General features: G+C 69.0%; 20 protein-coding genes. 6 read left to right on the top strand and 14 right to left on the bottom strand.

The window, feature by feature from the left end; genetic code table 11:
• Positions 1-22: 22 nt before the first annotated feature.
• The 12 genes from chrA to EBE87_RS18255 form a co-directional block, all read right to left on the bottom strand.
• Positions 23-1,276, bottom strand: a complete 1,254-nt coding sequence (chrA, locus tag EBE87_RS18315; RefSeq protein WP_120636620.1) for a chromate efflux transporter — start codon at positions 1,274-1,276, stop codon at positions 23-25.
• A 202-nt stretch (positions 1,277-1,478) separates the two neighbouring features.
• Positions 1,479-2,531, bottom strand: a complete 1,053-nt coding sequence (locus EBE87_RS18310; protein ID WP_120636578.1) for an alpha/beta hydrolase — start codon at positions 2,529-2,531, stop codon at positions 1,479-1,481.
• A 548-nt stretch (positions 2,532-3,079) separates the two neighbouring features.
• Complete coding sequence (locus EBE87_RS18300; protein WP_199707064.1) at positions 3,080-4,699, bottom strand: AMP-binding protein; 1,620 nt, start codon at positions 4,697-4,699, stop codon at positions 3,080-3,082.
• Positions 4,696-5,445, bottom strand: a complete 750-nt coding sequence (locus EBE87_RS18295) for an enoyl-CoA hydratase/isomerase family protein (RefSeq protein WP_120636581.1) — start codon at positions 5,443-5,445, stop codon at positions 4,696-4,698. Before EBE87_RS18295 ends, EBE87_RS18300 begins: the two co-directional genes overlap by 4 nt.
• Positions 5,442-6,638 (bottom strand): CaiB/BaiF CoA transferase family protein, encoded by a 1,197-nt coding sequence (locus EBE87_RS18290; protein ID WP_120636582.1) that lies wholly within the window; start codon positions 6,636-6,638, stop codon positions 5,442-5,444. Before EBE87_RS18290 ends, EBE87_RS18295 begins: the two co-directional genes overlap by 4 nt.
• Positions 6,635-7,333: an enoyl-CoA hydratase/isomerase family protein gene (locus tag EBE87_RS18285; RefSeq protein WP_120636583.1), complete on the bottom strand. Its 699-nt coding sequence runs from the start codon at positions 7,331-7,333 to the stop codon at positions 6,635-6,637. Before EBE87_RS18285 ends, EBE87_RS18290 begins: the two co-directional genes overlap by 4 nt.
• A complete protein-coding gene (locus EBE87_RS18280; protein ID WP_120636584.1) occupies positions 7,330-8,304 on the bottom strand; it encodes an NAD(P)H-dependent flavin oxidoreductase in 975 nt (324 codons plus the stop codon). Before EBE87_RS18280 ends, EBE87_RS18285 begins: the two co-directional genes overlap by 4 nt.
• Entirely contained in the window at positions 8,304-9,281 is a 978-nt protein-coding gene (locus EBE87_RS18275) for a Bug family tripartite tricarboxylate transporter substrate binding protein (protein WP_120636585.1), read from the bottom strand. Before EBE87_RS18275 ends, EBE87_RS18280 begins: the two co-directional genes overlap by 1 nt.
• Positions 9,282-9,905: 624 nt before the next feature.
• A complete protein-coding gene (locus EBE87_RS18270; RefSeq protein ID WP_120636586.1) occupies positions 9,906-10,715 on the bottom strand; it encodes an enoyl-CoA hydratase/isomerase family protein in 810 nt (269 codons plus the stop codon).
• On the bottom strand, positions 10,712-11,635 hold the full coding sequence (locus tag EBE87_RS18265) for a hydroxymethylglutaryl-CoA lyase (RefSeq protein ID WP_120636587.1): 924 nt from the start codon (positions 11,633-11,635) through the stop codon (positions 10,712-10,714). The genes EBE87_RS18270 and EBE87_RS18265 overlap by 4 nt, the downstream gene beginning before the upstream one ends.
• Positions 11,632-12,501 carry a CoA-binding protein gene (locus EBE87_RS18260; protein ID WP_120636588.1) on the bottom strand — a complete coding sequence of 290 codons (870 nt, stop codon included), beginning with the start codon at positions 12,499-12,501 and terminating at the stop codon, positions 11,632-11,634. Before EBE87_RS18260 ends, EBE87_RS18265 begins: the two co-directional genes overlap by 4 nt.
• Entirely contained in the window at positions 12,498-13,625 is a 1,128-nt protein-coding gene (locus EBE87_RS18255; RefSeq protein WP_120636589.1) for an ATP-grasp domain-containing protein, read from the bottom strand. The genes EBE87_RS18260 and EBE87_RS18255 overlap by 4 nt, the downstream gene beginning before the upstream one ends.
• Before the next feature lie 121 nt (positions 13,626-13,746).
• Here EBE87_RS18255 and EBE87_RS18250 point away from each other — a divergent pair, with 121 nt between their 5' ends.
• On the top strand, positions 13,747-14,214 hold the full coding sequence (locus EBE87_RS18250) for a MarR family winged helix-turn-helix transcriptional regulator (protein WP_120636590.1): 468 nt from the start codon (positions 13,747-13,749) through the stop codon (positions 14,212-14,214).
• A 767-nt stretch (positions 14,215-14,981) separates the two neighbouring features.
• On the opposite strand, the gene EBE87_RS18245 is transcribed toward EBE87_RS18250, so the two are convergent.
• The gene (locus EBE87_RS18245; RefSeq protein WP_120636591.1) at positions 14,982-15,872 is read right to left on the bottom strand and encodes an AraC family transcriptional regulator; all 891 of its coding nucleotides are present in this window, start codon (positions 15,870-15,872) and stop codon (positions 14,982-14,984) included.
• 133 nt (positions 15,873-16,005) lie between these two features.
• Between EBE87_RS18245 and EBE87_RS18240 the strand changes: the two genes are divergently transcribed.
• The gene (locus tag EBE87_RS18240) at positions 16,006-16,761 is read left to right on the top strand and encodes an SDR family NAD(P)-dependent oxidoreductase (protein ID WP_120636592.1); all 756 of its coding nucleotides are present in this window, start codon (positions 16,006-16,008) and stop codon (positions 16,759-16,761) included.
• A gap of 55 nt (positions 16,762-16,816) precedes the next feature.
• Positions 16,817-17,263, top strand: coding sequence for a tautomerase family protein (locus EBE87_RS18235; protein WP_199707066.1), 447 nt, complete (start codon positions 16,817-16,819; stop codon positions 17,261-17,263).
• A gap of 175 nt (positions 17,264-17,438) precedes the next feature.
• Here EBE87_RS18235 and EBE87_RS18230 read toward each other — a convergent pair whose 3' ends face one another.
• On the bottom strand, positions 17,439-18,326 hold the full coding sequence (locus EBE87_RS18230; RefSeq protein WP_120636594.1) for a LysR family transcriptional regulator: 888 nt from the start codon (positions 18,324-18,326) through the stop codon (positions 17,439-17,441).
• A 129-nt stretch (positions 18,327-18,455) separates the two neighbouring features.
• On the opposite strand from EBE87_RS18230, the gene EBE87_RS18225 reads away from it, so the two are divergent.
• From EBE87_RS18225 to EBE87_RS18215, 3 genes are all read left to right on the top strand, one after another.
• Positions 18,456-19,811, top strand: coding sequence for an acyclic terpene utilization AtuA family protein (locus tag EBE87_RS18225; protein WP_120636595.1), 1,356 nt, complete (start codon positions 18,456-18,458; stop codon positions 19,809-19,811).
• An 11-nt stretch (positions 19,812-19,822) separates the two neighbouring features.
• Positions 19,823-20,179 carry an AtuA-related protein gene (locus EBE87_RS18220; protein ID WP_120636596.1) on the top strand — a complete coding sequence of 119 codons (357 nt, stop codon included), beginning with the start codon at positions 19,823-19,825 and terminating at the stop codon, positions 20,177-20,179.
• Between the two features lie 175 nt (positions 20,180-20,354).
• On the top strand, positions 20,355-21,302 hold the full coding sequence (locus EBE87_RS18215; RefSeq protein WP_199707069.1) for a Bug family tripartite tricarboxylate transporter substrate binding protein: 948 nt from the start codon (positions 20,355-20,357) through the stop codon (positions 21,300-21,302).
• The last annotated feature ends 151 nt before the right edge of the window (positions 21,303-21,453 follow it).

Below are 21,453 nucleotides of genomic sequence, written 5' to 3'. Positions count from 1 at the left end.
CGCCGCAGAGCCAGCCGCCTGATCATCCGGCACCCGGCAGGGCAGCCGCAGCCAGCCCCGCGGCACTGGTGAGCACTACCACCAGCCATGCCGGAACCCGCCACAATACGAGCGCAGCAAAGGCCAGCAGCGCGATGGCGAAATCCGCCGGGGTGCGAACGGTGGAAGTCCAGATCGGGTCGAACAGCGCTGCCGCCAGGATGCCGACGACAGCGGCGTTGACGCCCATCAGCGCGGCGCGTGCGGCCGGGCGTTGCCGCAGGGCGTCCCAGAACGGCAGCATGCCGTACATCAGCAAGATGCCAGGCAGGAACACCGCGAGGAGCGCGATTGCACCGCCCAGGACGCCGTTGGGCCAGGGGGACTGCGCCGCGCCGAGGAAGGCCGCGAAGGTGAAAAGCGGACCCGGCACGGCCTGCGTCACACCGTAGCCCGCGAGGAAGGCATCGGCCGAGATCCAGCCGGTTGGCACCATCGCCCGCTCAAGCAACGGCAAGACCACGTGGCCGCCGCCAAAGACCAGTGATCCAGCGCGGTAGAAGGCGTCGATGGTCTCCACGGCGTGAGAGCCGGTCGCCGTGGCCAGCAGCGGAAGCCCGATCAGCAGGACGGGGAACAGCGCGAGGGCGAGCACCGCCGCGGCGCGCGGCACCCGGAAGGGCAGGGCGTCGTCGGATGCCGCCGCCGTGGTGCTCCGATACAGCGACAGCCCGGCCGCCGCCCCCGCCAGCAGGACGCCCACCTGCGTGAGCGCCGAGGGAAGCAGCAGAAGGGCAACAGCTGTCAGAATGGCCAAGGTGGCCCGCGGCCGGTCCGGGCAGAGGCCATTCGCCATGCCCCAGACCGCCTGTGCCACGACGGCGACGGCCACCAGCTTGAGGCCATGCACCACGCCCGCGCCGGTCTCGCCGGCCAAGGCATCGACACCGTAGGCGGTCAGCAGCATCACCAGCGCGGAGGGCATGGTGAAGCCCAGCCAGGCTGCCGCGCCCCCCGGCAGGCCGCCACGCAGCAGCCCGAGCGCGAAGCCCACCTGGCTGCTGGCCGGGCCGGGCAGAAACTGCCCGAGGGCCACCAGATCGGCGTAGCCTTTCTCGTCCAGCCAACGCTGCCGCGTGACGAACTCCTCACGGAAGTAGCCGATATGGGCGATCGGCCCGCCGAAGGAGGTCAGCCCGAGGCGGAGGAAGACCAGCAGGATCTCGAAGAAGGAGTTCCGCGCCGGAGCTTCCCCCTCCCTGTTCGGTGCCGCGGTTGAGGGGGCAGATGTATCCATGTAGCGGTCCTTGACCGTTGCTGCGGGCAGATCATGCACAGCGGCAGCTTGCGCTCCAGTGACAGTCTCAGAAGAAGGCCAGTGACTTGATGACCTGACGGCGACAGGCCTACCTTGGGGCAACTGCCGCTCTCATTTTCAGCATGCGGCCGGCTGCCACAGGCCGGGTGCCTCTGGCCAGCGAAGACCATTGCTGCCCGGGTTACTGGCCCAGGTGCCGGTTAAAGAACAGGCCGATCTCGTCGAAGGCCTCCTTCACCTCGGGGATGCGATCATCCCGGTAAAACTGGGCATGGGACTGGCCCTCGAAGACCTGCAGCACGGCCTCCGTCCCGGCCTGTCGCAGAGCCCGGTGCATGCGGACGGTGTTGCTGAGCAACAAGTCACGCGTGCCAGTGGTCAGAATGGTGGGTGGAAAGCCACGGACATCCCCGTAGACCGGCGACAGGAACGGGTCCTTGAGATCGTGCCCATTGGCATAGAAGCGGGTTGCCGCGTCACAGAACCCGTCGGGCGAAACCAGGACATTGTCCACCATGGCGTTGGTCTGGAACGAATCGCCTTGCTTGGTGACATCCGACATGGGCGTACCGGGCGCGATGGCGCCGGGCATGGGCAGGCCTTCCTGCTTGGCCCGCAACATCATCTCCAATGTCAGGGCACCGCCGGCGGAACTCCCGAAAACGGCGATATTCGCTGGCGGCACCATCTTGATCGCCGCCTTGTACACCGTCACCGCATCATCCAGCGCGGCCGGGAAATAGGCTTCCGGGGGCATGCGGTAATCCACGGCGATCACCTTCATGCGCGCGAAACCTGCCAGGAAGATCGCCTCCGGCAGTGCGGCCTCCCGCGGGTTCAGCACGTAACAGCCGCCATGCACATGGACCGCGAGACGGTTGCGGTTCTGCGGCGGCATGTCGGCCGGGGTGATCGTGTAGATCCGGACCCCGTCGAGCATCGACGGTTCGATGGAGACCCGCATGCGCTCGGCCATCGCGGGGATCTGCGGTGCGACCGTGGTGACGTTGCTCTCCGAGAGCTCGCGCCAGCCGTCGGGCGTTGTGGGAGGCTTGTCCCAGTTGGTCCGTAGCGGCTGGGCGATGATGGCCTGCATCTGCGGGCTGACCGTCGTCGGCACCGGCAGGGTCTTGGCTGGCACCTCGCGGGGTGCGAGTGTCTGAGCCGCCACAGGGACAGCCACCAGCAAGGCCGCCGCAGCCGATACGGCCAGGGGAAAGAATCGCGTGACCATGAATGTCTCCTCCAGCGGGCCTTATGGCTGGCCTGCTGTGGCGAGACTGAACTTGCCCTGGACAAGCCGCAAGAGGAGCTGCCGCTCAGCTCGCAACGATGAGCCACGGCCCATGTCTACTCAGCGGCAAAGCCGTGGTGCCCAGAATGCCTTCGCCTTTCCCATCTGACAGCCTGTTTGGGAAGAGTCCGGGTGAGGTGTTCGGGCGCCCTGGAGTGCTCAGATGGGCTGGATGTGGACCAAGGAGCATCGCGCTGGGCAATGAGGGTCTGAATGGCGCCGCGATGCGACTGATCTGACCGATCGGAAGCGGCGGGTCATCCAGCCCCTGCTGCCGCTTGGCAGCACCCACAGCAGGCGGCCAGGCATTGACCTACGTACGGAGGTGTTGAACGCGCTCCACTGCCTGAAGCGGGCAGGGTGCGGCTGGCGGCTGCGGGTCCATTCCTTTTGGATGGCCGGTAAATGCCCGAACAGGCTCAGAGCAGCCTGACGAGAATAGTCACTGGCGGATGAGCATGACCGCGAGCATCCACTTCAGGTGTAGTTCAGGCACATGCGAGCCCCAGCAGCCTCACCGCATGCTCCACCAACAGGCGCTTCTGGATCTTGGAGCTCGCAGTCATGCCAATATCCTCGAAGCCTTCCACCACACGCACATAGCGCGGCACCTTGAAGGCGGCCATGTTCTGCCGGCTCCAGCCGATCAGCTCCTCTTCCTCCAGCCGCTGGCCTTCGTTGAGAATGACAAAGGCGCAGGGCACTTCCATCAGGCGCTGATCCGGCACACCGACCACCACGGCCTGCCTGATAGCGGGATGGCGGTTGAGGATGTCTTCGACCTCGGCCGGAGAGACGTTCTCGCCACCCACCCGCACAATGTCCTTGGCGCGGCCAGTGAAGAGCAGACGGCCATCCCGGTCCAGCCGTCCGAGGTCGCCGGTGGCAAGCCAACCCTCGGCGTCCAAGGTGCGCGCGGTTTCCTCGGGCTTGTCGAAATAGCCCTGCATGAGGTTCCAGCCACGCACAAGGATCTCTCCTTCAGCCTCCGGCAGGCAGTCCTCGCCGCCGTCCAGCGCGCGGATGCGGATGTCCACGCCCGGCTCGGGGCGCATCCTGCCCTCGACGCGGATATTCTCCGCTTCCCACCAGCAGGATTGCGACACGTTGGGTGAAGCTTCGGACAGGCCGTACCCCACCACGCATTCCCGCGCGCCAAGTTCGTCGATGATCCGGCGCACGATGGTGGGAGAGGCCGCGGCCCAGGCGCCGCGCAGCACCAGCCGGCGCTGCGGCCGGTCCGGGTGGTTCAGCAGCATCAGCGCCATGGTGTCGTTGCCGGAGAAATGCGTGCAACGCTCTTCCTCCATGATCCGCAGCGCCTCGCCCGGTTCGAAGCGGTCCATGGTCACCAGCGTCACCACATGCTGCAGGCAGGACAGGATGGACAGCGTGGTGCCGGCGACATGGAAGAAGGGGCGCGCGCTGTGGAAGCGGTCGGCGATGCGCAGCCCCATCCGCCCGCCGGAGAAGAAGGCATCGGCGCACATGTTCCGGTGCGTCAGCAGCACGCCCTTGGGAAAGGAGGTGGTGCCGGAGGTATACTGGATCAGCAGCACGTCGTCCGGCATGCAGCATGGCGCCACTGGCCGCCCTTTCCCTGCCGCCAGGAAATCGTCCCAGGCCATGGCGGCAGCGGGTACCTCCTGGCCCAGCACCACCACCTGGCGCAGGTCCGGCAGCGCCGCGTCCGGCAGGGCGGCATCCAGGCCCGGGCAGATGCCGCGCAGCATGCCGACGAAATCCACGCGCAGGAACCTGTCGGACAGGATCAGCATGCTGACGCGGGACTGCTTCAGCGCATAGGCCATCTCGGCCGCCTGGAAGCGCGTGTTCACCGGCACCGTCACCGCGCCCAGCGAGCCGATGGCCAGGAAGATCGCCACCCAGCGCGGCCCATTGCCCATGCAGAGGCCGACATGGGCGCCCCGCCGCACGCCGGCAGCGGCCAGGGCGGCACGGATGGCCGCCACTTCCTCCGCCAGCGCGGCATAGGTGATGCGGCCGGCAGGGGCGACGATGGCCTCCACCTCCGGCGCGATGACCACGGCACGGCGCAGCGCGGCTTCCGTGGTCAGCGGGCAGATGCCCTCCAGTTCCATGCTCATTCCGCCGCCTTCCCGAAGCTGGCCATGGTGCGGCGCCAGGCCCCTTCGGCCAGATTCTCCTCGATCGCCATCAGTTCCGTGGCCAGGGCGCCGCGCGGGTCGCGCTCCACGCCCTCATCGATGCAGCGCTTGGCCTGCCGCAGCGCGCTGGCCGGAGCGGCGGCGATGACCCGCGCGATCTCCGCCAGCGTCTCCTCCAGCGCATCCACCTCCACCAGGCGGGACACCAGCCCGGCCTGCACCGCCTCGGCGGCGGAGAGGCTGCGGCCGGTGAACATCATGTCCTTGGCCAGCCGCTTGCCGATGATGCGCGGCAGGCGCTGCGTCGCGCCCACCGTGCCCCAGAGCGCCTCCGGCGTGCGGAAGGATGCGGCGGGGGTGGCAATGATGAAGTCGCAGGCTGCCGCGATCTCGCCGCCCGAGCCCACGGCGGCGCCCTCCACCACGGCGATGGAGGGCATGGTCAGCCGCTCCAGCGCGTCATAGGCCACGAAGCCCTTCAGGCGGCGGGCGCGGACCTGGTCCTCGTCCATGCCCTTGCGCTCCTTCAGGTCGGCGCCGGCGCAGAAGACGGGGCCATTGGCGCGCACCAGGACCAGCTTCGCCTCCTCCGCCACGGCGCGGCGGGCGCCGGCCAGCAGCGCTTCCGCCATGGCGGTGTTCAGGGCGTTGCGCGCCTCCGGCCGGTTCAGGGTCAGGGTGACGACGCCCGCTTCCGTCTTGGCCCATAGAACAGCTTCGGTCATAGCGCTCCCATCTCCCGCAATTCGGCGACGCGCGCCGCATCCATGCCGAGGCGCCGGGCCAGCACCTCCTCCGTATGCTCGCCCAGCAATGGCGGGCGGCCCACTTCCGGGTTGGCCCAGCCCTCGAAGCGCAGAGGCACGGGCAGGGCCGGGAACTGGCCCAGCACCGGGTGGTCGAAGCGCGACACCATGCCGCGCGCCTGCACGTGCTCGTCGACCAGCACCTCATCCAGAGCCAGCACGGGCCCGGCGGGCACGCCGGCCCCGTCCAGCCGTGCGAAAGCTTCCCCGCGCGGCAGGGCCGCCAGGGCGCGGGACATGGCCGCCATCACCTCCTCCCGCCGCGCGACGCGGCCGGCATTGGTGGACAGTTCCGCATCCGTGGCCAGGTCATCCAATTCCAGCGCGGCGCAAAGCGGCGCCCAGTGCTGGTCGCTGGCAGTGATATGCAGGTAGCGGTCATCCGCGCAGCGGAAGCTGGCGCTGGGCACCCGGCCCGGATGCTCGGTGCCCAGGCGCGGCGGCACCTCGCCCAGGGCGAAGTTGCGTGCCGCCGCGATGGTCAGCAGCGCCACCTGCGCGTCGAACATGGACAGGTCCACATGGCCGCCCTTGCCGGTGCGGTCGCGCCCGCGCAGGGCCGTCAGGATGGCGATGGCGGCCCAAAGGCCGGAGGACAGGTCGGCCACCGGCAGCCCCGGCTTCACCGGCCCGCCGCCGCGCTCTCCAGTGAGGCCCATCAGCCCGCCCATGGCCTGGAAGACGGTGTCGTAACCTTTGCGCTTGGCGTAAGGCCCGGTCTGGCCGAAGCCGGTGCAGGACAGATACACCAGCCGCGGATTGACTTCCGCCAGCTCGGCATAATCCAGCCCGCGCCTCGCCAATGTGCCGACGGGAAAGTTCTCCACCAGCACATCCGCCTGCGCGGCGAGGTCGCGGATCACGCGCCGCCCCTCCTCATGCCGCAGGTTAACGGTGATAGAGGACTTGGAGCGGTTGCAGGCCATGTAGTAGCCACTGACACTGCCGCCGGGCGCTTCGGCGAAGGGCTCGAAGCTGCGGGTCTCGTCGCCGCTGCCGGGTTGCTCCACCTTGATGACCTCGGCGCCCATCTCGGCCAGCAGCATGGTGGCGAAGGGGCAGGCCAGGACGCGTGACAGGTCCAGGATCACCAAGCCGTCCAAGGGCTTCATGCGAACTCCTCCCGCATCGCGCGTGCCTGCGCGAAGCCTTCCTCCAGGGGACGCGCGCCGGCGGCGCAGAGCCGTTTCAGCGCCCGCATGCGCGGCGGCGGCAAGGTGGCCAGGGATGCCGCCAGGCTCATTGCGGCCTCCAGCAACTCATCCTCCGGCACCAGTTTGCCGCAGAGGCCCAGCCGCCACGCTTCGTCCGCCGGCAGGTCCTCGCCGGTGGCCAGCAAGCGGAAGACCTCGCGCGGCGGCAGGTGCCGCAGCAGCACCGGGGCCATCAGAGCGGGCAGCATGCCGTGCCGTGCCTCGGGGAAACCCAGCTTCGCGCCCGATGCCATCAGCATGGCGTCGCAGCCCAGCGCCAGGGCGGCCCCGGCACCCAGCGCGGCGCCCTGCACCGCCGCCACCACGGGCTTGCCGATGCGGCCCGGCGCCAGCAGCACCGCCTCGCTCAGCGCCGCCCTTGCCGCACGTGCACCAGGATCGGCGGCGATGGCGCGGATCTCGCCCAGGTCGGCTCCGGCGCAGAAGCCGGGGCCATCCGCCGCCAGGACCACGGCGCGCACCGCCTCATCCCCCCCTGCCGCCGCCAGCGCATCCACCAGGCCCTGTGCTGTGGCCGTGTCCAGAGCGTTGCGCTTCTGCGGCCGGGACAGGAACAGCAGCCGCACGCCGTCCCGCGTGTCGTGCCGGATCATGCCGGCGCCAGCGCGGGCAGGCCGGCGAGGCGGCGGCGGGCGGCCTCGGCACCCTCGACGAGCCGTCGCATCACCACGGCGGCCGGGGGGATGTCGTCGATCAACCCGGCGGTCTGCCCGGCCTCGACCTTGCCCCACTCCACATCGCCATCCAGCGCGGCCAGCTTCAGGCTGCGGCTGTTGTAGAGCAGCGCCAGCGCCTCCTTCTCATGCCCGGCGCGCTCGGCGGCATCGACCTCATCCGTGAAGCGGTTGCGCAACTGCCGCACCGGCAGCCCGCCGCGCCCCACCAGCGTGGTATCGGCCAGGGCGGCCTTGCGTACCATCTCCTTGTAGGCGGGGTGCACCGTGGCTTCCTCCGTCATCAGGAAGCGGGTGCCGAGCTGCGCGCCCTCCGCGCCCAGAGCAAACATGGCAGCGATGCCCTCGCCATCCGCCACGCCGCCGGCCCCGATCACCGGTAGCGACACCGCCTTCACCACCGCCCGCACCATCACCATGGCCGAAACCTCGTCCGGCGCGGGGTGGCCGCCGGCCTCGCCGCCCACGACGATCAACCCATCCACGCCGGCTGCTTCCGCCTTCATCGCATGCAGCGGCGAGGCAACGACATGCAGCCACTTCGCGCCATAAGCGCGGAAGCGCGGCAGATGCGCCTTGGGCCCGCCCTGGGAGCCGATCACCACCGGCACGCGTTCGGCCTCGGCAATATCGAGGAACTCGGCGGAACGCTTGTTGTAGAGCGGGATATTGACGGCAAAAGGCGCGTCGGTGCCGGCGCGCACGGTGCGGATGGCCTCCAGCAGCGCCTCTGGCCGCATCGGGCCGGCGGCGATCGTCCCCAGCCCGCCCGCACGCGCCACGGCCAGCGCCAGTGAGGCCGAGGAAGAGGCCCAGCTCATTCCTCCCTGCACAATGGGATAGCGGATGCCAAGAACGCCCGGCAGCCGCGAGGGGAAGCCGAATTCCATCACAGCGATTCCGCGCCGCTCTGCTTCACCAGCGGCCCCCATTTGGCAGCCTCCGCCTGCAGGAAATCAAGATAGGCTTCCGGCGCCAGTGGCGCCGCTTCACCGCCCTGCGCCGCGAAACCCTGAACCAGTTCCGGGCTGTTCAGCGCGCGTGTGGCGGCGTCGCGCATGCCCTCGCGAATATGCGCCGGCGTGGCGGCGGGCAGGGCCAGGCCATACCAGTTGTCCGAAATGACGCGCGGCAGGCCAAGTTCCGCCGTGGTCGGCACATCCGGCAGGCTCGGCACGCGCTGCGCGGTGGTGACGGCCAACGGGCGGAAGGCCCCCGCCTCGATATGCGGCCGCAGCGCCGGCACGTCGGCGATGAGATAGGTGAAGCGGCCGCTCAGCAGGTCGGTGGCCGCCGGAGCGACGCCGCGATACGGAATGTGCAGCGCCTCCATCTTCGCTTCCGAGGCCAACAGCGCGCTCGCCAGATGCGTGATGGAGCCAACCCCGGCCGAGCCATAGTTCACGGCACCCGGCTTCTTCTTCGCCAATGCCACCAGCGCGGCGAGATCCCTGATGTCGGATTTCGCATTCACCACCAGCACTTCCGGCACGCGCACCACCAGCGTCAGATGCGCCAGATCCTTGTAGACATCGAAAGGCATCTGCTGCTGCGGCATGGCCGGCGCGATGGACAAGGCACCGGGGCCGGTGAAGCCGAGGGTTGACCCATCCAGTGCGGACTTGGCCACGGCGTCGGTTCCCAGCAGGCCGCCGGCGCCGCCACGGTTCTCCACCACCACAGGCTGGCGCAATTGCTTGCCGAGGGCATCGGCGAAGACGCGGCCGAAGATATCGGCGGGGCCACCTGCCGCGAAGGGAACGATCATGCGCACCGGGCGATCTGGCAACCAGTCGCCGGCGGCGCGGGCCCGGACCGCCGGAAGGGCCAGCACGGTCGCCAGCAGGGTGCGTCGCTTCAGCATCATCGTCCTCCTTGCGTGGGCTTGCTGCCCCTTCGCCAGGGAACCTAGGCCTGTTTGTTGATAATATCAACCATCCGTCGCAGCCTTCTGCCGTTCGGAAACAGGGCGGGAAACTGAAGGGGAAACCGAGATGATGGCCAGGCGGCGCGGGCTACTGACGGCCGCAGGCGCCTTGGCGATGCCGCTGGCGGCCCATGACACAAGCGCGGCCGTGACCAGACAGGGCCGTGCGTTTCGTCATGCCCTTTGCACCTAGCGGGAGACTTGCTGAAGGTGCGCATGGCCGCGACATCCTACACGTGCCCTGTCGGGGCGGACGCAAGCGGTGAACGCGCTCTATGCCGGCGATACCGGCATGCCGATCACCGAACTGATCAAGACGATGACGCATGTGCCGGATTGGAGAAATTGCCAAACCACAGCCTCGACATATGGTACGGCCTGTCGGGCCTCATGGCACGCCGCCGGGCGTGGTGCAGCGCCTGGCGCAGGAAGCGCGCCGCTGCGCGAGGACACGCCGCTGGACGCGCCAGTCACGAAGCTGCTGCTGGATGGCTCCGGCCCGCTGGAAGCGCGTATGCGGGCCGAGGTGCCCCTGTGGAAGAAGGTGGTCGCCTTCCGCCGGAATCAGGCTGGAACAGGCGCCCAGGTCGGCTGGCGCCTGGCCTTGAAGGCAGCAATACCCTCCTCGGCCTCGCCGCCGGCTGCGCAGCGGGCAAAGGCCTGGGCACCGGCCTCGGCGTAATGGCCGGGGACCGCATCGCCCAGCGCCGCCAGCAGGGCCTTGGTTTCCGCCAGCGCGCCGGGGGCGCCTTGCAGCACATCCGCCACCAAGGTGGCCGTGCGAGCGGCCAACGCGGCGGCGTCAGGCAGTACTTCATGCACCAGCCCGGTGGCCAGAGCATGCGGTGCATCGATGGTGGCGCTCTGCAGCACCAGCCGGCCAGCTTGGCTGCGGCCCATGCGGTGCGCCAGCCAGGGCAGGATCTGCGCGGGCACTAACCCGCGCCGGACCTCCGGGGCAGCGAAGCGCGCCTCCCCGGAGGCCAGCGCGATATCTGCCGCGCAGACCAGACCAAGGCCGCCAGCGAAGGCCGAGCCCTCGACCTCGGCGATCACCACCTGCGGCAGCGTGGCAATCGTCGCCAGCCGTGCGGCGGTGCGCCGGTTCCGGCTCAGTTGCCGGGCGAGCTTCTCTTCCGGCGGCAAGGGCGCGCCGGCTTCCGTGAGGTCGAGCCCGGCGCAGAAGTGCCCGCCCGCGCCGGAGATGACCAGCACGCGCGCGGTACGGTCCTCGGCCAGGCCCGCCAGCAGCGCGTCCAGTTGCTCGACCATCTCAGCATTCATGGCATTTCGCCGCGCCGGGCGGTTCAGGATGGCGCGGACCACGGCGCCGTGGCGCCGCACCAGCAGCGGGGCCTCATCGGTAGCGGTCATGCATGTTCTCCCAGCCGCGTGGTGCGGGCATGCAGGCGGCGGCCCAGCAGGGTTTCGGCGGCGCGGCCGGCGTCACGCAGGCGCGTGATGTCCAGACCGGTGCGGAGGCCCATGGCCTCGAACAGCGTCGCCAGATCCTCCGTGCAGACATTGCCGGTGAAGCCTTCGCCATAGGCGATCTCGGCCGGATGCCCGCCGGTGCCGCCCAGCGCCGTGTCGAAATAGGTGATGCCCGCCTCCAGCGCCGCGACGCAATTGGCCAGGCCAGTGCCGCGCGAATCATGGAAATGCGCGATAACTACGACGTCCGGTGGCAATTCCGCCTGCAGCAGCCGCATCAATTCCCGCACGCGCGGCGGCGTGGCGCTGCCGATTGTATCGCCCACCGCAATGCGCTTCACGCCCAGCGCCAGGTAGCGCTGCGCATCCTCCACCACGCGCGCTGGCGGTGTCGGGCCATCGAAGGGGCAGTCGAAGGCAACCGAAATGGTGCCGACGGTGGTGAATGCATTTCCGGCCAGCGCCGCCATCTCCTCCACATTGCGCCACTGCTCGGCACGGGAGCGACGGAGGTTGCGCTGTGTATGACCTTCGGAGGCCGAGACCAGAAAGCTGATCTCCTCCGGCGGCCGCGCATTGCGGGTGGCCAGCGCGCGCTGCACGGCGGCAGGGTTGGGGCAGGTGGCCTTGAACAGCACGCCCGGGCGCGGCGGCACCGCATCCAGCAACTCCACCGCATCGGCGAATTGCGGCACGTATTTGGGATGGGAGAAGGAGGTGATCTCGATGCGGCGGAAGCCGCAATCCGCGATGCGCTCCAGCATGGCGGCCTTGTCGGCGGCGGGCAGCACTGTGGGTTCGTGCTGCAACCCGTCGCGGGCGAAGCACTCGTTCAGGATGACGTCGGGCATCTCGGTCATGCGGGGAGGAGATCCTTTAGCAGATCGATGGCGTCGTAGGGCGTCAGCGCGACATGGGCGCCGGCCTCGCGCAGGGCGTCCAGCTTGGCGGCGGCGCCCTCCCGCGCATGGCCGATCAGGGCGCCGGCATGGCCCATCTGCCGCTCCGCCGGCGCATGGCGGCCGGCGACCGTGGCGACCACCGGCTTGGGGAAGGCTGCCAGCGCCTCGGCCAGGGCATATTCCTTGTCGCCGCCGATCTCGCCGCAATACAGCACGGCGGCGGTGCCGGGGTCTTCCGCCAGCCCGGCCAGATACTCATGTGGGTTGCGGCCGATGACGCCGTCGCCGCCCAGGTGGATGGCGATGCGCTGCCCGATGCCCGCCGCCGTCAGCAGCCGCGCCATGGTCAGGGTCAGCGTACCGCTGCGGCCCAGCAGCGCCACCCGCCCTGGCATGCAGAAGGATGGCGCGACGGAGCCCAGCAACCCTTGCCCCGGCACGCAGAGCCCCAGCGTATTCGGCCCCACCAGCCAGCAGCCGGCGGCGCGGGCCGCCTGCGCCGCGCGCAGCGTGTCATGCAGCGGCACGTATTCGGCGGCGGCGACGATGGTCGGGATGCCGGCGGCGGCACATTGGCGGATGGCGTCGCCCGTGCCTTCCGGCGGGGTGTAGAGGATCGCCGCATCCGCCGGGACCTCCAGGGCCCTCAGGCTGTCCAACAACGGCAGGTCATCCAGCGTGCCGCCGCCCTTGCCCAGGGCGATGCCGGCCACCATCGGCGTTCCGGCCTCCCGCATTCCCGCCACCTGCCTTGCGGCGTAGCGGCCGGTTGGGTTGAAGACCACGACGCGGCGGGGGAAGGCGTGCAGGAAGGGCGGCATCATGCGGCGAGGTCCGTGGCCAAGGCGCGCACCAGCTCCAGCGGGTCATCCCGCAGGGCGGCGATGCCGGCGGCGTTCAGCCGGCTCCGCGCCGCTTCAGCGTCGAAGCCCCGCGCGGCGGCATGAGCGGCGGCGAAGCCGAGATAGAGGGGCTTGGGCGGCGGGTTGCGCGCCAGGAAAGCCAGCAGGGTTTCCACCCGCTCCGCCAGCGGGCGCGAGGCGAGGGTCGTATAGAACAGGATGGCGCGCACCTCCGGCCGGGCCGCGATGGCGAAGGCGGCCTCCAGCCGTGCCTCCGTGGTATCGGCCGGGCCGCCCTGGAGGTTGTCCATGAAACTGGCGGCGCGCAGGCCGTGGTCGGCCAGCAGGTCCAGCAACTGCATGCCGAGGCCGGCGCCGGCGGAAACCAGGGCCACGTCGCCCGGCATCTCCACCAGCGCGAAGCCGCGCTGGCGCGCCTGCCGCTCCAGCGGCGTCAGGGCGGCTTCCTCCAGCGCGGCGCTGACGGGGAGGGCATCGTGCCGCGCCACGGCCGCGCTGTCGCGCACCAGCTTCGCGTCGCAGGCGACCAGCCCGGCCGGCGTCACGGCCAGCGGGTTCAGCTCCAGCAGCTCCAGGTCTTCCTCTCGCAGGATGCGGGCCAGGCGCGGGACCAGCCGGGCCACGCGTGCGGCAAGATCGGGCGGCAGGGCAGCGGCGACGGCGGCAAAGCTCACCTCGGTGGCGAAGGGGTCCTCCGGGTCCAGATCCCAGCGTGCCGGCGGGGCCGCCTGTTCGATCTCGACGCCGCCATCGGTGGAGAACAGGCACTCGATCCGCTGCGTGGTGCCGTTGACGCGCAGTGCCAGGTAAAGCTCGCGCTCGATCTGGACGGGCTCCTCCAGCAGGAAGGACACCTCGCCGGTGATGGCGATCATGTCCTGACGCAGGGCCGGGATATCCGCGGCAGCGGCGCGGCGCACCAGGCCACGCTTGCCACGCCCGCCCTCCAGGATCTGCGCCTTCAGCACAACCTCCGCGCCGAGGTGCAGCGGCACAGGGTCGGAGGCACCCAGCACGACGCTCCGTGGCACCGCGATGCCGTGCCGGCGTAGCAGCGCCTTGCCGTCCATCTCGGTCAGCCGCACGGCCCAATGCTCCTCCCGTTGTCGCGGGCCAGCTAGCGCCGTTTCGTTGATAGTGTCAACTATCTGCGCGCGGGCCGGCGGCGGCCTAGGACAAGTCGTGCTTCCCGCTTAGAATGCACACATGCCTGCATCCCGCACTGCAGCCCAGGCCAAAGCTGCGCTGACCATCAAGGACCTGCTGTCCTACCGCATCCATCAGCTTGCCAACGCGCTGAGCCGTGGCGCGGCCGCGCGCTACCGGCGGGAGTTCGATGTCAGCCTCATGGAGTGGCGCACGATCGCGTTGCTGGGTGACTTCGCCCCCATGACGCTGAAGGATCTGGCGCGTCAGAGTGGCTTGGACAAAGGCCTGGCCAGCCGCGTGGTCAGCGGGCTGGTGCAGCGTGGCCTGGTGAAGCGTGGCACAGCCTCCGATGCGCGGGAACTGGCGCTGAGTCTGACCCCCGCTGGCAAAACTGTTTTCCAGGGCCTGATGCGCGCCGCCAGCGAACGCGACGCGGCCTTCCGCGCTGTGCTGACAGACGACGAGTCCGCCTGCCTGGAAAGCGCGATCGGCAAGCTGATCCAGGTCGCGAGGACACAGGCTTGAATCGGGGCGGTTAACGCTGCGGTTGCCAGCCTCCTCCGCAGTTCATGCCGCCGGACCACAGTTGCCGCGGAGGGCGCTCTATTCCGTGCAGCAGCCATTCAAGAGAGCTCTTCTGACTGGACACGAGCCAGGCGGCATGGCTGGCAAGCCGAGCTTCTTTGCTGTCTCCACTGAAGGCCGGACGATCGATCCCGATCTGCAGCGCCATATGGCGGCTCTCGTGGGCGCCCGTATCATGGACTTTAAGCCAGCCATGTTTCGCTTATCTCCCCCGCAGGAGATTGCCGCACTCGTCCTGGACGCCGCTGCTCAAGACGGTGCTCCTGGCCGTCAGCAGCCAGGCGCTACCTCCAAAATCCCGGGCACCCGAAGAGCAGAATCAATACATCTCTATACCAGCACTGCGACTGGACGAAGGATGTCGTAGACTTCGTTTGCGATCCTAATAAAAGGGCCCGAAGATTTGGCGCCGTCGTCAGAGCAGGCGCTCCGCGACGGCAGGGACCATCCTGTGCTGCGGGAAAGCCAACTGCCCGATGGTTACTAAGGAGAACAGCCGAGCCGGCATCTTCTCGGCTACGGCGCAGTGGGCGAGTAGCCCGAGCATTATCGTTCCTTCGAGCAGGACTCAGCGGCCCTCTGCTCTTGCGGCCTGAGGTGAGACAACAGGCGAGGGCGCCTTACCCGCTGCTGCCGGATGCGCCCCACCTCAGCGAACTGGTTTGGGAACCGCACAACACCAGGTCGAGCATGCGGCGGCCCTGGTGTCATGTCGGCGTTTCGGCAGACCGCCGCGCCGCTTCCGCGTCTCGTGCCGGAGGCAAGCCGAACAGCCTGCCGTACTCGCGCGTGAACTGGGGTACGCTCTCGTAGCCAACAGCAAAGGCCGCGCTGCTGGCCGAGCGGCCTTCTCCTTGCATCAGGCGCCGCGCCTCTATCAGCCGCAACTGCTTCTGGAACTGGAGGGGCGAAAGCGAGGTCACGCTGCGAAAGTGCTGATGGAAGGAGGATGGACTCATCCCCGCGACGGCCGCCAGGCTCTCGACCGGCAGCGGCTCCGCGAAGCGGGTGCGCAGCACCGCCACGGCACGCGAGACGCGCTCCACATGCCCCCCTGGCCAGCCGATCCGCCGCACCGCCGCCCCATGCCGTCCGGCGAGGAGCCAGTAGTGCAGCTCGCGCATCAGGGATGCCTGCAGCACCGGCAAGGCCGCCGGGCGGTCAAGCAGACGCATGAGCCGGGTCGCCGCCTCCGCCACCTCAACCTCGGTCGGTTCGACCCGCACCGCGTCAGCATCGGTTGCGGCGGTCCCGTCCATCTGCAGGCTCAGATCGGCGATGATGCCGGGGTTCAGTTCGACCACCAGCGACAGGTATGGCTCGGCCGTGCTCGCCCGGGTCACCTGGCTGACAGTGGGCACATCGGCCGTGATCAGCAGCAAGTCTCCCGCCCCAAAGTTGAAATCCCGCGTTCCCATGGTGACGCGCTTGCCGCCCTGCACCACCAGGCAGGCGAGCGGGCGGGAGATGTCGTGCACCAGTTCGCTGGGCGCCGTCGCGTGGACGGTGCTCAGGCCCTGGATGTCACTGCGGGCAATGCCATAGCCATCGGCATGCGCCTTTCCGTGGCGCCGGACCAGGTCAAGGAGGCTGCTCATGGCGCCACCCTAGCGGCGGCAGGCCGCGGCCGCACCAGCTTTGGAGAATCAGGCAAGCAAGCCCCAGGTTCCGGTAAGGACGGCAGCCGGGCCCAGGCCGATGATGGCGGCGGAATTCACCAGGGGTTCAGCCATGACCACCATCTCCCTCGTTACCGGTGCCAGCCGCGGCCTTGGCCGCAACACGGCGCGCAGCATCGCCGCCCGCGGCGGCGACGTCATCATCACCTACCAGAGCCGGGCCGGGGAAGCCCAGGCAGCCGTCGCCGAGATCGCCGCCATGGGACGCAAGGCGATCGCCCTGCAGCTCGACGTCGGCGATGCCGCCGCCTTTCCGGCTTTCGCCACCGCGTTGCGGGCGGCACTGGGCGAAACCTGGGGGCGCCACACCTTCGACCACCTGGTCAACAACGCCGGGCACGGCGATTACGCGCTGATCGCGGATACGACCGAGGCGCAGTTCGATCGGCTGGTCGACGTGCATTTCAAGGGCGTGTTCTTTCTCACCCAGGCGCTGCTGCCGCTGCTGGCCGATGGCGGCCGTATCGTCAACCTGTCCTCCGGACTGACGCGGGTTTCGGCGCCGGGCTGGGCCGCCTACTCGGCGGTGAAGGGCGCGGTGGAGGTGCTGTCTCTCTATATGGCCAAGGAACTTGGCGCGCGCGGCATCGCGGTCAACACCGTGGCGCCCGGCGCCATCGAAACCGACTTCTTCGGCGGCGCGGTGCGGGACACCCCAGAGTTCAACAAGTTCTTCGCGGACATCACCGCGCTGGGGCGCGTCGGGGTGGCCGACGATATCGGCCCGATGATCGCCAGCCTGCTCGGCCCCGACAACCGTTGGGTCAATGCGCAGCGCATCGAGGTGTCTGGCGGCCAGGGCATCTGACCGCCGCGCAGACGGAAACAGGCAGCCACCACCTAGACGGGCGGCGGCTGCCAGTATGCGGGAGGAAATGCCGATGCCCAAAATGTTCATCCACGCGCCGGAAGGCACGTTCGATCTCGACGCCCGGACGCAGGTCGCCTCGGAACTGACCGAGCTTGGCTTGCGATGCGAGGCCATTCCGGCAACCGCCTTTGTACGGAGCGCGGTCTGGCTCTACTTCAGCGACTATCCCGCGGGGATGGTCTTCAGCGGTGGCCAGCAGACTTCGGCCAAGGTCATGAGCCTGCTGGTCTATGTTCTGGAAGGCGGGCTGGACAGCCAGGGCAAGCAGGCGCTGATCGCGGGCGCGACCGAGATCCTCGGCCGCCATGCAGGCATCGAGGGCCGGATTCCAGCCTATGTCTGCATTCGGGAGGTGCCGGAAAGCAACTGGGGCATCTTCGGCGCGGCCGGAAGCCTGGAGGCCCTTCGCGCATCGCCGGAAGGCGCAGTGCCGATCTAGGATGCGCCCGCGCGGCAGCGCGAGCCAGCCGCCCGGGTGCAAACCTTATGGTCTGCTGGATGGCCAGGCCTCATGGGCGGGCCTCGCCGCCGCGTGTCCACCAGCGGATGGGCCGGGGAAGATGCCGGCCGCGAAGGCCGGACCCGCCATCTGCCCAGGGAGTGTCAGCCCTTCCTCACCGTAGCTGGCGGTGCAGGAAGTCGATCACGGCCTTCACGCGCGGCGCCTGCACGCGCCCGCGCGGATACAGCAGGTAGAAGCGGTCATCATCCGTCCGCTCCTGGAAGTCCTTCAGCAGCGGGACCAGGGTGCCGCGCTTCAGGTCCTCGGCGATGTGGAATTCCGCCAGCCGGACCACACCGAGGCCCACCAGCGCCAGGGTGCGCAGCAGCTCGCCCTGGTCGGCGCCGATGAAGCTGGGGATGTCGATGAACTTGATCGCGTCGTCCTCGTGAAAGGTCCAGGAGTTCCAGAGCGTCCGGATGGTGAAGTTGAGGCAGCGATGCTCCAGCAGGTCGTCCGGCCGCTGCGGCGTACCGTGGCGCGCCAGGTACTGCGGGGCGGCGGCGATGCTCCAGGGGCGGCGCCTCAGGGGCCGCCCGATCAGCGACAGCTCCGTCGGCCGGCCGCTATGCACCGCCACGTCGAGGCCCTGGCGCACGAAGTCCGCCCGCTCAGTGCCCAGCACGAATTCGAGCCGCAGCTTCGGGTGCCGCTCCATCAGCGCGGGCAACTGGGGGGCAATGATGTACTTGGCCGTGGTGAGCGCGGTGTGGATGCGCACCAGGCCGGAGATCTCGCCGCTGGTGGCGGTGACGGCATCCTCAGCCTCTTCCATGGCATCCACCACGCGCTCGCTTGCGACACGGAAGGCCTGGCCCTCCTGCGTCAGCCGGATGGTTCCCGCCACGCGCTCGAACAGACGCACCTGAAGGCGTTCCTCCAGCCGGGAAACAAGCTTGCTGACCGCCGAGGGCGACAGGCCGAGCTTGCGGCCGGCCGCCGAGAAATTGCCAGCCTGCACCACCTGAAGGAAGACCGTCATCTCGCTGAACTTGTCCATGGCCTCCCCCCTTGGCTTGCGCGACTGTGAACCTGCTTCACAGCCGCTGTGACAAGCTTGGCATTGCGCCATGGCAGCACGGGTGAAGAATAACGGCAATCGAGAACAAGAACCTTGGATGGAACGCTCATGAGCAAGTCGATCAGGATAGGCTCCGGGTCCGCCTGGTGGGGTGACCGCGTCGAGCCTGCCCGCCTCAACGCCGAGCGTGGTGACCTGGACTACCTTTGCTTCGAGACCATGGCGGAAGCGACCGTATCGGCCGCGCAGGTGCGCTCGCGCCGCGATCCGGATTTCCCTGGATACGACACCTATCTGGAGGACCGGATGCGGGCGGTGCTGCCGGCGGTGCTGGCCCGCGGCACCCGCATCATCTCCAACCAGGGCTGGATCAATCCGGACGGCGCCGCAGCGCGTGTGGTGGAGATGCTGCGGGAGATGGGCCATCCCGGCATCAAGGTTGCGGCCGTCAATGGCAGCCTGATCACCGACAGGGTGCTGGAACTGACGGACACCATCCTGGAGAACGACGCGCCGACGCGCAGCTTGAGCAACAGCCTGATCTCGGCCGAAGCCTATCTGGGTGCCGAGCCGATCGTCGAGGCGCTGCGCGGCGGCGCGCAGATCGTGATCACCGGCCGTGTCGCCGACCCGTCGCTCTTCCTGGCGCCGATGATGTTCGAGTTCGGCTGGACGGCGGAGGACTACGAGAAGCTCGGCGCCGGCAACGGCATCGGGCACCTGATGGAATGCGGCGCGCAGGTCACAGGCGGCTACTTCACCGACCCGGGTTTCAAAGACGTGCCGGAGCCCTGGAACTTCGGCTTCCCCATCGCCGAGGTGGAGGCGGATGGCAGCGTCGTCATCACCAAGACGCCGGGCACCGGCGGCGCCGTGACCCTGCAGACGGTGAAGGAGCAGATGCTCTACGAGGTGCACGACCCGGCCAACTACATCACCCCCGACGTGGTGGTGGATTTCACGCAGGCGCGGCTGGAGCAGGCGGGGAAGGACCGGGTGCGCGTCACCGGCCTGACGGGCAAGCCGCGCACGCCGACGCTGAAGGTTTCCATGGGCTGCACGGAAGGCTTCATCGGCGAGGACATGTTCTTCTACGCAGGTCCGGGCGCGCTGCGGCGCGCGCAACTGGCGAAGACCATCCTGCAGGAGCGCTTCAAGATCGTGGGGCTGAAGGCGGAGGAGATCCGCATCGACTTCCTCGGGCTGAACGCGGTGCATGGCGCCGCCACGCCGGCCGACGCGCCCGAGCCCTACGAGATCGCGGTTCGCGTCGCCGCCCGGACCAGCACACGGGCGGAGGCGGCCAAGGTGGGGCGGGAGGTGGACGGCATGGCCGTGTCCGGCATTGCCCATACCGGCAAGCGCGTGCCGCACCAGGACCGGGTGCGCGAGGTGATCGGTGTCTGGTCCAGCCTGGTGCCGCGCGAGGCGGTGCATCCCGCCATCACCTATTTCCAGAGCTGAGGAGCACGACCATGCCGAGCGTGAAGCTCCAGCACCTGGCCCATGCCCGTTCAGGCGACAAGGGCAATACCTCCAACATCTCCGTCTTCGCCTATGAGCCGGAATTCTACCCGCTGCTGAAGCAGCAACTGACCGCGGATCGCTTCAAGGCCTTCTACGGCGCCGCCGTGACAGGCCCCGTGCTGCGCTACGAGGTCGACAATATCGAGGCGCTGAACTTCGTGGCGCATGGGGCGCTTGGCGGCGGCGTGTCCCGCAGCCTGGCCCTGGACAACTACGGCAAGGCACTTTCCGCCGCCGTCCTGGGCTTCCTCATCGAGGTGCCGGAGGAGCTGGTGCCGCGCCTGCGGCAATACGAAGCCGCCTGAACCGCGACAGCATGGGCGGAAGGGCAGGAACATGCCCGCCGCCACGCCCGGAGACCTGCGCCGCCGCACCCCGCGGTGGCGCAGGCGGATGCGTTTAAAGAACAAGAACGGAAACGTCCTCATGCCAAGCATGCCATTGAACAGGCGCCGCTTCCTCGGCCGGGCGCTCGGGGCCATGGGCCTCCTCCTGCCGGTGGGGGTGGGGCAGGGCCACGCCACGGAGCCCTATCCCTCCCGGCCGGTGCGCATCATCGTGCCCTATCCGCCGGGCGGCACCACGGACATCGTCGCGCGCATCATCGCGCAGCAGTTGAGCGAGCAGCTTGGCCGGCCCTTCGTGGTGGATAACCGTGCCGGTGCCAGCGGTGCCATCGGGGCATCCGCCGTGGCGAAATCGGCGCCCGATGGCTACACGCTGCTGATGGGCACCGCCAATTCGCATGGCATCAACTCGGCCCTGCAGGCCAACCTTCCCTATGACGCGGTGAAGGATTTCGCGCCGATCACCGTGGTAGCCAGCACGCCCAACGTCGTCATCGTCAACGCGAAGCTGCCGGTCCGCAGCCTGGCCGAGCTGCTGGCTCTGGCCAAGGCCGATCCGGGCAAGCTGAACTATGGTTCCACGAGCCCCGGCGGCTCGCCCCACATGAGCGCCGAGCTGTTGCAGGCGATGACCGGCACCCGGATGACCCATGTGCCCTACAAGGGCGCCGCGCCCATGCTGACCGACCTGGTCGCGGGCACCATCCAGGTCGGCTTCGACAACCTGCCGTCTTCCATGGGCATGATCCAGTCGGGCGACGTACGCGCGCTGGCTGTCACCACGCCGGAGCGCTGGCCCGGCACGCCGGACCTGCCGACCGTGGCTGAGAGCGGGGTGCCGGAATACGAGGTCTCCGGCTGGTTCGGCCTGCTGGCACCGGCTGGCACGCCCGCCGCCATCGTGGAGCGTATCCAGGCCGCCGTCGTGCAAGCCGTGCGCAAGCCCGGCGTGCAGGAGCAGTTCGCGGCGGCCGGCGCCAAGCCGGTAGCCGACCGGCCGGAAGTCTTCGCCCGCCAGATCGCCGCAGATGTGGAACGCTGGAAGAAGGTGGTGGAGACCACCGGCGTCAGGCTGGAATGAGCGGCGCGCAGCCTCCAGACGGCGCTGGTGCGGGGAGGTGAGCAGGCAGCCTTGGGGCCAGCCCGTAATGGTTCCTTGGCAGCAGTCCCGTTGTGGTGCCGCGTCACCAGATCCGGTCTTCTGTCCGTGGCCGGCACCCATGGCTCCTCTG

Source organism: Teichococcus wenyumeiae, from assembly GCF_003696345.1.
GTDB lineage: Bacteria > Pseudomonadota > Alphaproteobacteria > Acetobacterales > Acetobacteraceae > Pseudoroseomonas > Pseudoroseomonas wenyumeiae.
This window is presented reverse-complemented; position numbering and strand designations above follow the sequence as displayed.